The 12,900-nt window shown below is 44.1% G+C and carries 15 protein-coding genes; 7 read left to right on the top strand and 8 right to left on the bottom strand.

Annotated elements, in window-relative coordinates:
* Positions 1–4 precede the first annotated feature (4 nt).
* Positions 5–148 (bottom strand): hypothetical protein, encoded by a 144-nt coding sequence (locus ABI361_03335; protein ID MEO9319686.1) that lies wholly within the window; start codon positions 146–148, stop codon positions 5–7.
* A 247-nt stretch (positions 149–395) separates the two neighbouring features.
* Here ABI361_03335 and ABI361_03330 point away from each other — a divergent pair, with 247 nt between their 5' ends.
* From ABI361_03330 to ABI361_03315, 4 genes are all read left to right on the top strand, one after another.
* A complete protein-coding gene (locus ABI361_03330) occupies positions 396–671 on the top strand; it encodes a hypothetical protein (GenBank protein ID MEO9319685.1) in 276 nt (91 codons plus the stop codon).
* The gene (locus tag ABI361_03325) at positions 668–925 is read left to right on the top strand and encodes a hypothetical protein (protein MEO9319684.1); all 258 of its coding nucleotides are present in this window, start codon (positions 668–670) and stop codon (positions 923–925) included. The genes ABI361_03330 and ABI361_03325 overlap by 4 nt, the downstream gene beginning before the upstream one ends.
* Positions 926–1,758: 833 nt before the next feature.
* Positions 1,759–2,634 (top strand): hypothetical protein, encoded by an 876-nt coding sequence (locus ABI361_03320; GenBank protein ID MEO9319683.1) that lies wholly within the window; start codon positions 1,759–1,761, stop codon positions 2,632–2,634.
* 325 nt (positions 2,635–2,959) lie between these two features.
* On the top strand, positions 2,960–4,051 hold the full coding sequence (locus tag ABI361_03315; GenBank protein ID MEO9319682.1) for a toll/interleukin-1 receptor domain-containing protein: 1,092 nt from the start codon (positions 2,960–2,962) through the stop codon (positions 4,049–4,051).
* A 137-nt stretch (positions 4,052–4,188) separates the two neighbouring features.
* On the opposite strand, the gene ABI361_03310 is transcribed toward ABI361_03315, so the two are convergent.
* Positions 4,189–4,377: a hypothetical protein gene (locus tag ABI361_03310; protein MEO9319681.1), complete on the bottom strand. Its 189-nt coding sequence runs from the start codon at positions 4,375–4,377 to the stop codon at positions 4,189–4,191.
* A 42-nt stretch (positions 4,378–4,419) separates the two neighbouring features.
* Entirely contained in the window at positions 4,420–4,689 is a 270-nt protein-coding gene (locus ABI361_03305; protein MEO9319680.1) for a hypothetical protein, read from the bottom strand.
* 183 nt (positions 4,690–4,872) lie between these two features.
* Between ABI361_03305 and ABI361_03300 the strand changes: the two genes are divergently transcribed.
* Positions 4,873–5,826: an SIR2 family protein gene (locus ABI361_03300; protein MEO9319679.1), complete on the top strand. Its 954-nt coding sequence runs from the start codon at positions 4,873–4,875 to the stop codon at positions 5,824–5,826.
* 341 nt (positions 5,827–6,167) lie between these two features.
* On the opposite strand, the gene ABI361_03295 is transcribed toward ABI361_03300, so the two are convergent.
* The 4 genes from ABI361_03295 to ABI361_03280 form a co-directional block, all read right to left on the bottom strand.
* Positions 6,168–6,620 carry a hypothetical protein gene (locus ABI361_03295; protein MEO9319678.1) on the bottom strand — a complete coding sequence of 151 codons (453 nt, stop codon included), beginning with the start codon at positions 6,618–6,620 and terminating at the stop codon, positions 6,168–6,170.
* 328 nt (positions 6,621–6,948) lie between these two features.
* Positions 6,949–7,215 carry a hypothetical protein gene (locus tag ABI361_03290; protein ID MEO9319677.1) on the bottom strand — a complete coding sequence of 89 codons (267 nt, stop codon included), beginning with the start codon at positions 7,213–7,215 and terminating at the stop codon, positions 6,949–6,951.
* A gap of 219 nt (positions 7,216–7,434) precedes the next feature.
* A complete protein-coding gene (locus ABI361_03285) occupies positions 7,435–8,505 on the bottom strand; it encodes a hypothetical protein (GenBank protein ID MEO9319676.1) in 1,071 nt (356 codons plus the stop codon).
* Between the two features lie 340 nt (positions 8,506–8,845).
* Positions 8,846–9,226: a pYEATS domain-containing protein gene (locus ABI361_03280; GenBank protein ID MEO9319675.1), complete on the bottom strand. Its 381-nt coding sequence runs from the start codon at positions 9,224–9,226 to the stop codon at positions 8,846–8,848.
* Between the two features lie 569 nt (positions 9,227–9,795).
* On the opposite strand from ABI361_03280, the gene ABI361_03275 reads away from it, so the two are divergent.
* On the top strand, positions 9,796–10,725 hold the full coding sequence (locus ABI361_03275; GenBank protein MEO9319674.1) for an ATP-binding protein: 930 nt from the start codon (positions 9,796–9,798) through the stop codon (positions 10,723–10,725).
* A gap of 356 nt (positions 10,726–11,081) precedes the next feature.
* On the opposite strand, the gene ABI361_03270 is transcribed toward ABI361_03275, so the two are convergent.
* Positions 11,082–11,543: a hypothetical protein gene (locus ABI361_03270; protein ID MEO9319673.1), complete on the bottom strand. Its 462-nt coding sequence runs from the start codon at positions 11,541–11,543 to the stop codon at positions 11,082–11,084.
* 400 nt (positions 11,544–11,943) lie between these two features.
* On the opposite strand from ABI361_03270, the gene ABI361_03265 reads away from it, so the two are divergent.
* Positions 11,944–12,657, top strand: coding sequence for a hypothetical protein (locus ABI361_03265; protein MEO9319672.1), 714 nt, complete (start codon positions 11,944–11,946; stop codon positions 12,655–12,657).
* The last annotated feature ends 243 nt before the right edge of the window (positions 12,658–12,900 follow it).

The following is a 12,900-nucleotide window of genomic DNA, read 5'->3' as shown; positions in this document are numbered from 1 at the left end:
GTAATCAGAGCCTATCCAGTGCACCGCAGGCATTGCACAGCCTTATCTGTACCTGCTTGCCTTTAATGACTCGAATGTTAAAGACGATCTCGTCAGAGCCGCAAGACCTGCAGCTCTCGTGATGATGTTTTTCGGAATCCAGCGCCATTATCGCTCGTCGCTAATTCTTCTCGGTTTTTTTTGGTACTCTAACCTTGTAGTGGCAAATCGGGCAAGATGCGTAAAACTTTGAACTGCCACGGTAGTCCCATTCATGGTTGCATTCTTTGTTACTGCATTTTAAATTCATTGGATAAGGTCAACAGCATATTCTGGGTAAGTGGGTAGAACTTAGCTTTTGCTTAGCAGCTCTTTTTAGCAAAAGCTATAGCTGAGTGGGTATGTTGCACGATTAAATGAACAACTTTGTTCAAACAAAAAAAGCAAAACCATACGTTGGACCGGAAACAAGAAAGGCAGCGATTCAAGCGACGGTCGTCATGCTAACGCTTGCAGCATTTGGCAGCGCAGTAATCTTGGAGGACTCGTACGGGCCATTGAAAGTAACGCCACTCGGAGCTCAGATCCTGGCCTGGGTAATGCTCATTGGAATGTTGCCGTACCTGTTTGTTCTATGTGGCAAGTTAATGAAAGAGAGAAAACCTGCTCCAGTAGGAGGTAGAGTCGATTGAGCAGCATATCAAGCCAAGGCTGGGTAATTGGAGAGCCACCCACGGATGCTATGACCATGGACCTGAAGCTCGTTGTCAGTCGAAGTGGATACAATGCATTGATGCGGCTAGTCCGTAATGATGAAGTCCTTGCAAGCAAAATCGTGGCTGGGCAGTTAACGACTTTGTGGGATAGTCTCGATCCAAAGGGCCCAGGCTACCATCCTCAGCTTGTAGAGTCTATACGTCAGGAAGCGACTGAGCCAGAGGGTTAGGAGTCTCAGAGCATGTCGGGACAGCGTTCCTCCTTTTTGAATCGCAAATAGTAAAGATCGTTTTTGGCATATTAACATCAAAACAGGGCCGCCGGTTGACTTGTACGGCTTTGGCGATCTTTACTATATTTTACTACGGGACTGCTTACGTCCATGGGTTTGGTCATGCAGCCGTTTGCGAGCTTTCCGGATACAAATCCAAGATACAAGTGATCTTTACCGGAGAGGCTCGAGCCACTATTTGTTCAGGTCCTCCATTCGATCTTGAACTTTATCGAATGGCAGGTGGAATTGCAGGCACTTCATTTGCTACTTTAGGATCTTTACTAGGTTACAGACGCTGGCCGGTTCTATTAATTGCGGCCGCTGGCTTTGTACCGGAGCAGTTGTTTCAGCTGTATGCAGAAAGTTTTGCAAGCACATGGTATCTAGAGGCCAGCAATTCAATACCCTCCATGGTCTCGACCTTGCTCATTGTTAGTGTCTTTATGATTCTGCTAATTAGAAGATGGCAGCTTGCTGTCCGACCTCTATTATGAAATAGTAAAGATCGTACCTGGTCGTACAAGACTGATTGAGCCAAGCCTGCAGACTCTATCTCATTTCTGCACATTAAAGCGGCCAAAAAAGCTGCAAGAAAATTGTTTCTTTACAATATAGTAAAGATCTCCGGGTAAAGAAACACGTGCCTCGTGCTCTTTCTTTTCCGAAGAGGTGTAAATATATACTGACATAATATGCCGATTTTTTACTCCCATTTTCTGGCGGTATTTGCGCCAGTTTCCATGGAAGGTTCTTAGCTATTCACTCCCGTTCTATAGCCTGGCGAAAACATGCCTGTCATTGACTTGAATAGATGGCTTGATACAGTCGCCCCCTTTACTGGCTACTCTCCGAGCACTGTTGGCAACTATGGTCTGGCTGTACGTAAGCTGGGCATTTCCCTTATTGATACGGGTGCTGGCCTTGACTATGTATGGACTAGGCTTCATTCCATGATTGAGTCTGGTACGAACCCTTCACTTGCAGAGCTCCTTGTCAAATGCGCAAAGGCTGCCTGCAAGGCATATGGATTTGAAGTAACAAAGTCCGCTGAATACAAGTCTCTCGCAAGGTTGTTGCGGTCCAAGCATCGACACATCAATGGCTACAGCGCTGAAGAAGTAACCAAGCTGCTACGATTAGTCGAGCGAACCATCCTCTCAGACAACGGCAGTCTATGGAGGCTTTGTGCGCTCTGTGTATATTCTGGATTGCACATCTCTGGTGCTAAGGACCTACGCTGGGCCTCATTTACCAAGGAAGCCAATGGTGTCTATGTCTTTCCCGCGAGAAACAATGCTGGCGAGCTTTATCTTGCTGCAATAGGTGAGTCAATATATGACCAAATGCAAATTCTCATGTATAGGCGAGAATTTTGCGTTATACAGAATGATAAGGAAAGCAGGTCTCCTTGGGACCGTACGTTCAGGCATCGGCTATATGCGGTATTGAAAAGGACATACGAGCTTGAAATGCTCAAGGGCCATTCGCCATTTGAGAGCCTACGCAAGTTCTATCTCAGTTCGATTGAAATCTCTCTGGGGCAGCATAATATTGCAATGCTGTCCGGGGCTCATGTGGTATCCGATACTGAGCAAAACCGCGCTAGGATCGCAGAACTATATTCAAGAACGCCTTTTGTTCAAACCAATTCTTCGAAAGCTTAAAGCTGGCAAGCCGCTCGCTCCGTTTAGGGAATGAGCCAGGCGCTTGGCAATTTAGAACTATCCGCGCGGTCAATTCGGCTTTCTGCGAATAGAAAACCTGACCTCGCAAATCTCAAACAAAAGTTACTCACAGTACCGCGACAGATTCTGACCAAAGATTCTCCGGGCCTATCATCGCGATTATGGATAAGACTTCATCCAGCTCAGCAGCTAAGATTTTCAAATCCTGAGTTTTATCCCAAGACCTTTAAGAAACGGAAAAGTAGATTCTTATCCGATTTGCTTCAAAAAGCTTTGCGTTCGCCACGAATCAAATATCCCGATAGTGCTGCAAGTAGGCCAAATCGGTAGGGCTTGCTCGTTACAGATTCAAGTCGAACATTACAATGAAAAGTTTAACTGCTGGATCTCAAAACTTGAGGCATTGTCTCACCGGTCGATTCGTCTTGGTGTACTATGGAAAATTTATTTTCCTTCAGACTCTATTAGCGACCAATTTCCCCCGGCCCTTTACCTCAATTACATGCCGCAAATCGAATTAAAACAGCTCCGTGAACTATTCTACGAACCAGATGCGCCAAGTTTGGCGATAGACGGGTCTTTGATGGATGAAGTACTATCCCTTATTGCTGAAATCAAGGGTTTGATCCAGCCGGTAGCAATCGAGCAGGTTGAAGGCATTGAAATTAAGGTAAATTCCGAAAAGCTGTCCATCCGACACGATGTCACACCGACGTGGTTTGGCTACAACCCAGACGTCTCAAATGTGCTCTGGCATAGAGATAGTTTTGTTGCAATGCATAGTTACAAGGGTGATGACGGTCGAATCCCTCTCACTCGACTTAGCAATTCAGCGAGAGCCACTATTAGCAAACTTGATGAAATTGCCCTCGAAGAGGCCTATAGGAGATATTTAGCCGACTTGAAAAGAATCTCTGAATCTCATAATATAACAGGTCCTCCTCTTACGAAAGTCAAGGTGTTTATCAGCTACCGCATGCCACACCTCGAGCAGGCTAAGCGCTTGCATTCAATACTCCAGAATTATGGTTACGGTGCATATTTCGACCCTTATCTTGATGCACACGACCTTGGCTTAGGGCATCTGCTGCAAGCACTCTTAAAACAAATAAGAAGCTCGCATGTTTTCATGCCTCTTGTTACTGATGACTTTGCTTCAAACGGCTCCATAAGCAAGGGCGAATATGATGAAGCGCAATCCCTCCATGAATCGGAGATGATTGAGATCGCTCCTATTTTCTTGGGTAAACCCGACACACCTATCTCAAATGAGCTCGAGCCTCTCAAGCATCATAGAGATGATGGCTCTCTCACAGACTCAAACAAGGAGTTGATGGACTATCTTAGGGTGGTACATCAGTCTGGCCTTCGCCTCCTCTCTCGCCAGGCTGTATAATTTTCTACGTTTCAGCAAAAGTCCTCTGTGACATACACAGTACTGCCAAAGTTAGCGATGCCAAAGCCTTCGTTATGCCAGTAAGACGCTAGCATATTGTCTCTATGCTCAGGGCTTTGCATCCATGATGAGACAGATCACCTTGCAATATAGCCCTCTGCTCCAGTACCTGCATTAACAAACATGCCCTTTGACAGGTTTTCTGAGCCGTTTGAATAGGTGCCGTCAGGGTAGTAATGAAAACATGAAAGACCTGCCTTGTTGAATCGGTCAATGTTGCTGATGCCATCCGGCGAAATATGGTCGTAGTAACCTCGGCTGGCCATGTCATCGCTGTGAGCCTGAGCTAATGATTCAGGTCTGCTATCCTATGATAAAGGCGTCTGTCCTGCATTGGCACGTTCCTGGTTCACATATTGCTGCAGCAGCTGCCTTGTATTTGCAATGTCAATTGACACATTTCCAGTCGGAGTATTGGATAACGCGCTATTACTTGCAATGAGATTGCTGATGGTTTTTGTCACAATACTGTCTGCATTAGTATCAAGCCATGTGAGGCGGTCAAAGACATGAGTTGCAAACACGGCTGCAAATGCAAGTCCGGCTGTAATTGCCAGGGCAGCCATAATTACTCTCAAGCTAACGAGTAATCAGATGGCTTGGATTTAGCTTTTCGGCTGTTCTAAATAGCAGCTTACAAATCTCATACTATGCAACGGTGCTTTATTCTGGGCGCAGGCGCGGCCGCGGGCTACGATCCAATGCTTCAAGAATGCCAAAAGCCTCCAATTACACGTTTACTGTTTCGAGAGGGTTTTAGATTGGGATTACTATCCTCTGATTATTATCCTCGGTTATGCGACAGGCTGAAGTACTATATCGAAAATGTCAAGACTACAGCATATGATGAACGGACCATCGAACTTGACGCTGAAGAGTTTATTGATTGGGCTTACCATATCGCAGATAGACCTGTAATTACGACAGACTCCAGCTCATTTTCTAACCGTCTCTTGTATGCTGGCGCCATAGGTGAAGCATGGTATTTTGTCTGGGACATAGTAAGGCATTTCTCAGTTGCGCATAACCCACACTCGAATAATTATCAAAGAATTATTGAAAGTTTTCCGGACAACCCGTTCACAGTCATAACGACCAATTATGACACTCTGTTTGAGAGTATAGCAGTACAGAAAGGATTTACATATGATTACCTTCTCTCAGAGAAAGCCAGCTTTGAGAAGAATGAAATACCAATAGCAAAAATACATGGCTCAATTAACTGGCTCAACAAATTTGATAGCTTGGCTTCCTTTGGCGGGGTTAGTGGTGTAAAAAAGCTTCTAGAGAAAGTCGCCCCGGTAATCCATTCAAATAAGACATGGAGTCAACTTAGGATTCCAAGTGCATTAGAAATATGCAACTATTCTCTTTCTTCGTTGCTAAGGTCAGGAATGGATTATGATGAACCGGTGATTATACCACCACTCGGCAATAATAAGGACTTTGAGAAGAATGCAGAGTATAAGCGAGTCTGGAATATGGCTGAAGGTTATCTGAAAAGATGTTCGGATCTAGTAATTATCGGAAGCTCGCTGCGGCCAGAAGATAAAAGATTCTGCGAAGCAATTGCAAGTAATGTCAAGACAAATACAAAATTAACAGGGGTAAATCGAAACAGAGCTCCAGTCACTCGGCTTGCTCAGATGCTAAGAGTTGAAGAAGACAAAATTGACTTCTGCCCATCATTTGAAGAATACACTGAAACCTTATGAAAGTTAATAGTTTTCGCTCATATTCTGCCAATCTCGTACGTGTCAAACACGGTCTGGTTTTGTTGCTGGCAAGCAGCAAACACACGACTCCAGATCATGATTTTCTGCCTATTGCAACCTTCTCTACTGGCAGCTTCCTTTCGTTTCATAGTCAAACAAAAAGGAGTCAGGCTATTGCTGCGCGTTACAGCAGTTCTCGCATTTCCAATAACCATTTGGCAGTCTGCCACCTTCTTGCAACGTTGGATACCAGACAAGCCCGCACCGGTTACACTTGCTGAGGATGCTATCTCATTGGCGGTTCGCCATTGAGAGAGCAAGAGATCAAGAAAAAATTGATCTCACTTGTCAGCAAATATCACGTACATGGTGTTAGTATCTGTAACATTGAAGGCAGCGGCATGCATCGGTGTCCCATTAGGGTCCACGCCAGAAAGCTGGCTAACATCTGAGAATGGATACAATTTGGTCATAGTATTGTAATCTTCAAGCGACATATCGTCCAAGTACTGATGCGGCCAGACTTGTTGGTGATCAGTTGCATCAAGTATGTTGAATAGTGCCTGAACAGCTTTTGTTTCGCTAGAGGTGACATTGACTGTTTTTATATACTGCAAAATTGGAGGCGACGGTCCTGTAACTATCGCATGAAATCGAACCAAGTCGCCGCCTGTTGGAAGCGGTTGCTTTGGAGCCGCAGGAGTGACAGTGTTGGCTGGCGCTACAATAGTGGGATGAACGGGCGGTGGGGTACCAACAACCTGCGCAACAGAACTTTCCGAAGCGGAAAACAATCCAACGACGCTAACCGCTATAGCTATTGAAAGGCCAATGATTAGGACTGCCAATTTTATCAAAGCTATGTGTAATGGGATCTAGCTCTTCGTCTTACTTAAGTTAACTCGGTGTTGTCAAATCTGTGGCGGACGTCCAATATCTCAATTTTTATTATCTTCCGTAACTTAACAGCCCATCAAAAAGATGAAAATCCGCAGCCAACCCAACAATGTGAAAAGCGGGAATGGAGAGAGAGATAAACGATATTCTTTCAATCAATGGGTTCCATTGGCTATCTCACAGAAAGGATAGCAGCTGGATGAAGCCGGTGAACTGAACTTGCCCTTATTTTCTTGTCGTTGAATCTGCATCCATTAAGAGCAGACCATCATCAAAGATAACCACTTTTCCCTTATTGAAAAAGTATTCATATAGTTTTGAATCGACCGTGATTGTTAACTTCGCATCGTCTTTTTGCGAGTAGATTACTCTTTTCTTTGCTTCAAGCCATGAATTTGGACTGACAGAGTGTGTTGCACCGCTATCAGGTGCAGTAAAAGCCCAATTGCCATCAAGCTCACATTCAATGAACCTGATTATGCGAGTTTTCATAAACGTGATACTTGGTGCTTTCTTAAATAATTACCAGTGTCCTAATTCCTAGCCTTTGCGCCCAAGCTAACGCGCCATGCGCCTGAGTTACCAGTGTGACTTATATCTTGTTTCAATCGAGTGATCTGCCAAAATTGCCAAACCCAAGACACCAACGCGCCAAGACCTAGTTAATGTAATCTAAACCAGCTGTGGGGTAGAAGCGACTTGAGGTATTGTTCACTTCTTGAATAGGGGAACAAGTTGATTCGCGATTGCAGGACTTCCAAAGCCAACGAGTATTGCTGCTATAGCACTTCCAAAATTATTGAGCTTCAATACGTCCGGGGACACAGTTTGCAAAGTTGTAAGAACCACTATTGTCATTACGATGGAAAAAGCAACAAAAAATAGTCTATCCCCGCGGAAGACAGACCTTATTGCCGCCGAAGACCCTAATGAACCATTAGCCATTCGCTCGACATCTTCGACATGAGGAAATTCTGCGACCAAAACTTGGGGACCTTTATTGGTAGCTCTGTCAAAAAATCCCTTTGATTTTGTAAGATATGATATAGCCTCTGTGTAATTATTCTTGCGAGAAGCATAGATGCCTTTATCGATATTTTCAAGCCCGGCAAAGAACTCCTGCTTGCTCTGGCGATTACTGGATATGGCTGCTGTAAGGGCATTTAATGCTGAAGATGCAGATTCTTCCAGACTTTCTTTAATACGCGATCCTTCGCGCACAAGTATCAGGAATACGCTTAACGCAATACCTACCACAACAAATGCGATTCCGTATCCGTCGTACCAGATTTTTGGAGTCTCAATAACAATTGTGATAGGTATGAAAGTATCAGAACCAAGAGAATCTAACTTTAGAAAACCTTGATAATTTCCAGGTATGTAGGTGCCTCCCCCAACATCCGCCGCGACTCTCAAAAAAGTCGGCGAAATTGCAGTGATATTCATTTTGCTTGGCGAAGAACTAAGCACGCTGTGCTGCATTATGGTGCCATTATCAGATCGGAGATCACTGAAGCTGGCATTTACGTTCCGTAAGGTGTTATTTGTAGTTAAGAAAAGATCAATATAGTTCGTCTTCGGCATATCCGACCCAAAATCAAATTTAATGGCGGCAGGGTGAGGCGCAACTGAATTAATTAAGGCCGCATCGTCAATTACTCTAAGCTCGATTGGTATGTTTACAGCCGCATGTTCATTTGAGAGTAAGGTAACCTTCCCTGCATATATTCCAGGAATGAAATTGGAGCTGTCTAATGCCGCCTTGATTTCAACCGACTTCATGTCGAGAACTGAGACGTTGAATCGTGATGGGTTTAAGGATAAGTGCACAGACTGAATGGTGTCTCCCCTGGTAGAACGAAGATCTGTAAAGATAGCTTTGATGTCGGTTGCATTTGTATCAGACGTGATGTACAAATTTGCTGATTTTTCGTTGACAGAATCTGATTGGTGGAATACGAACAAAGCAGAGTCAGGAAAAGCATGAATTAAGTCATCGAATCTTGCATCTGCCGGATTCACAAGGCAGGTACAATCAATGAAATACCCGAAAATACATGCAAATGCAACTAATATGAATAGTCGACGCCTAGGGAGCAAACCTTTGCTCAAATCAATAGCCTCAATCCAAGTTGACTGTGGTGTCGAGCGTGGTGGGTGACCGGCTTTTCTCGCGCCAAAATATTTTAGCTTTGACCTCGAATTTCACTTCCTTAACAGCTAGCTCTAAAGAGAAATCCGATGATCTATCATTCACGGTGGCTTTGTTCTGCAGAAAATCAGTAGGCAGTTCGTAGACTACCTTCAGGATTTTGTCCTCAATATTCTTGTCCTGTGCATTAATAAATAATCGGATATGACGATATGAAAGATTTCGCTCAGGAAGAGTGTATTGACCGCGAGTGAGAAATGAGCCCACCTTTTGTTCTGGAGCAAATAGCCTCTTGTCTTCCCTATCTTCATCTGCTGGTTTATAGCTAATTTTTACGCCTTCTTTGTCCAACGTCTAATTGTAGCGCATTATGGATTTATTTAACAATTCCTGGACCGGCCCAGATGATTCAGTCGTTTATTGAAAGAGAACGGGCTAGTCCCGGATGTCATGTAATCCGCATCTGAAAACAGAACAGGCGCGAATCACGCCTCTGCGTATGGCGCAAGTTCTATACCGACCATGAGTACCTTTGGAGGCAAAGCCACAAGCTCAGACATCAAATTTACATCTCACAGTCCTACCCAACAAGCTCGGTATTGAGGACACGGAGCAGGGGCATGGACATCCTGCTAAAGTGGGAATAATGCGAGCGAATCCATGACAAAAAACCCGGGAGTACTATTACATCTTGAAGGTCCCTGTCGGCTCTACATCTTGAGCTCACTGTTCTATGAAGAATTTACAAACTATCTGTGAGGCTATTCTAAGACCTATAGCAAGCCTGCCGCGCTTGACTGGCTCAAGATGACTGAATACTACAAGGCAATACCTGAGTTAACTTTCTGACTCAGCTCTTACACTCTGAAGGCGCCATAGCCTCTCAAAACTTGATATATCATAACTCAAGCTGCTCTAGCATGAGCGAGTATTCTATCCCATCTGAGTTGTCTGCTTGGACGCTCCAAAAAATCGAGGCGCTTCTGCACATCCAAGATATCGAGAATGAAACTTTTGATTTTAAGGGACAAGGGCCTTGGGGAGGCAACAAGGTGCCTCCGGATCTAGAAAATGATTTTTGCGCTTTTGCAAATTCAGAAGGTGGGACAATAGTCTTGGGGATAGACGAAAATAAGAGTCAGGTTCATGGGAAGACTCCTTTTTATAAGAATGGTTTTGATATTGAAATGGCCGACAAGATTGGACAAGCTATCGCGAGCAAAGCATACAATGTTGACCCAACCCCCACTTTCGAGCTCAAGCGAATAGATGATGGCAAAAAATTCTATATGGCAATTAAGATAGATACTGAAGACTTCAACAAGCCCTATCAAGTGAGAGGTTCTTGCGTTTATTACATTAGGCTCGGAAGTTCGAGTAAACCGGCTATCAGATCCATAGTAACCAATCTCTACAGCAAGCTTCGAGAGAGAGTAAGTGATGTTCAGACTCTCATGATATCAGCCGCGGCAGCAAAAACGGCTCTCTTGCAGACTGCACTCGCGATAAGGGATAACGGTACAACCACGTCTTCCGTGATTCCTCCGATTGACCTGTCTTTGTTCAAGCAGGCAGTAATGAAGACAGAGTGGTTCTTGCAGAAGGAAGAACTGTACGGAAATTTTTTTGAGGGTGTGCGTATGGAAGGTATGGTGACACATCTTTATTCCCTTGAAACGTTGAACACATACATTGAAGTTTTCAACCGAATGACAACCTCGTCAAGCAAGGAGGAAATTGTGATTAGGATACGAGACTGGGAATATGAAAAAACTTCATGGTCGGAAGTGAGTAATTATCTGGCTGAAGTCGTACGAGCCTGCGACAAGTTCATTAAGGCTAAAACGTGATGTGACGCAAAATCAACTACTGTATTTGTGAACCTGATCCTGTCTCAGCGATTCCAAATCATTCGCACAACCTTTGTTCCCAAGCTGCTACCTGCAGCGCAACAGCTGTATCGATTAACTTTACTTGCCTTCATGACAGGACTCACGTCGCTATTGTAATCTGACTCTTTGCCGTCGGTCACGTTGCCAAGCAAAAGAAGTTGCAAAATAGCAGTCCAGTGTGACAAGATAGAGTAGGATTGCTATAAGAAATGAAATCTAAATAGCACTTCTTTCTGACTGCTTTGGACGTTCGTTGCTCTTCGCAATGCCGTGCAGTGGTATTGGATGGGCCTTATGCTTTCGAGTCATTTGCACTATTGTGAGAACTTTTGATTCAGATGACACTCGAAGGACTCTAGCGACCCCTCCAGCGATGCCCTGCTAACGCTAGGTATTGGCTTGATATGACTAACATCGTCAGTGAAATCCATATAGAATATGCCAAGCCGTGCATCCAGGTCTGCTATTTTGTCCTTAGTGTAACCAGTACTCGTGAAGCCGGCATCTGTGTAGCCTCCCGACTCTATTTTGAGGCAGTCATCAGAAAGGTCATTGATAGCAAGTTCGAATTTGGCCTCATGCTTTCTGAAGCCATTCTTGTACTTCAAATCTATGACAGGGGAATCTCCGCAGTTCTGCAGTAGCAATATCTTGCCATATTCTTCAATAGCAAATGTGTAGAGCCCGCCACAAATTTCTTCATGGCCTGGAGTCTTCAGGAGCGCTTTTATTGCTTCAAGGTTGGTCCTTATTCTCCGGACTGTCTCGAGAACCATTGTATCGCGCAGCTGATTTGAGATTTGGACTCTCTCATTCCAACGTCCATTGGCATCTTTAAGGCATTGCGGCAGTGTGGGAGAAGACATTAGCATACGCCTTTTGTCGCAGCTTTCTATAATCTAAGCTCAAACATCTATGCAGGGTTTGCCGTTTTGGGCTCTTGAGAGACTGCTTTTTTCTCGTGTTTTGAGTTAAGGAAGAGAACTACATCCTTCTTCCTGACGTGAAAGCGAAAGGCCGGTGAAGAGAGCATGGAGTCATACTCTTGCTCTGAAAGCTCCATATCGCGACTGCATCCAGGTTAGCTTCAGAGATTGCTTATCATTTAATGAAAGGAAGTGCGTTGAAATGTCTGCATTGAAATAGAAGGCCAATGCAAGTGGTCAGGGACCCAGAATGCAAGCTGATACTCTCTCAGAGACAATTAACGGTTTATCTCAGCTTCAAATGCGATACATAGATACAGCAACTGCACTGATGAAAACTAGACCCTTTCTTAAGCTCACAGATATCAGAATCGCTCCATTTGTAAAATGTTTGAGCATAATCCAGCCGACATTGTTTGCAATGATATTATCAAAGCAATCTCTGCATAGTCAAAAATGGTGGCATTACAACAATCCACATTTTGACGAAAATATGATTACTGAAGCAATCGTCAATTATGACCAAAACCATAAACTCGCTTTTTTGCATTTGATGCATTTTGCAACAGATAGCTCCTTGCGAGTGGTATCTAGAACCCTGAATGGTAGAGCAGCCAAGTCTGGCAAGGATGCTACGACTAATGTCTCCGGTTTTGTTCTCAAAAAGCTAGGCTTGCAAAAATACAATGGAGTAATCTGCATAATCGTACTGCTCAGAAATACCACTCATAACAATGGTAGACATACTGGAGAGAGGATAGAAAAATCATTCAAGGGCAAACCATATGTTTTTGAAACGAACAAGGAGCCTGAGTTATATCACTGGTCTCGCATTCTTGAAGTATTTGGCGAAGTAATGCATCTGTTTGTTGACGTTGCTAATTCGCAATACCTCAAACAGGAATACATTGAAGACGAGAATGCCGCTTTTCTCCAAAAGGAGCATTCTAGTCTCTTCAAGTAAGTTGACCTTCACCTGACAGTTCATGGACTAGCAGTAATCCAAATGGCTTACAAACCTGCTACCTCTTGACGGCTTTATTTAACAAAGCCCGTCTGTTAAAAAACTGATTCGATTGCTAAAATCATCGACTTCACTTCTGCGGGCGCCATCTCTGACCTGATCCAAGCCATCTTCGGAGCCCAACGATTATCGCCAGAGAGAATCCAGCTATAATGATCGAAGAGAGCACAGGAAATTCGGGTG

The sequence above is a fragment of the Nitrososphaera sp. genome (assembly GCA_039938515.1).
Taxonomy (GTDB): Archaea; Thermoproteota; Nitrososphaeria; order Nitrososphaerales; family Nitrososphaeraceae; genus Nitrososphaera.
The sequence above is the reverse complement of the archived record's forward strand: the minus strand, read 5'-3'. Positions and strand labels throughout refer to the sequence as shown.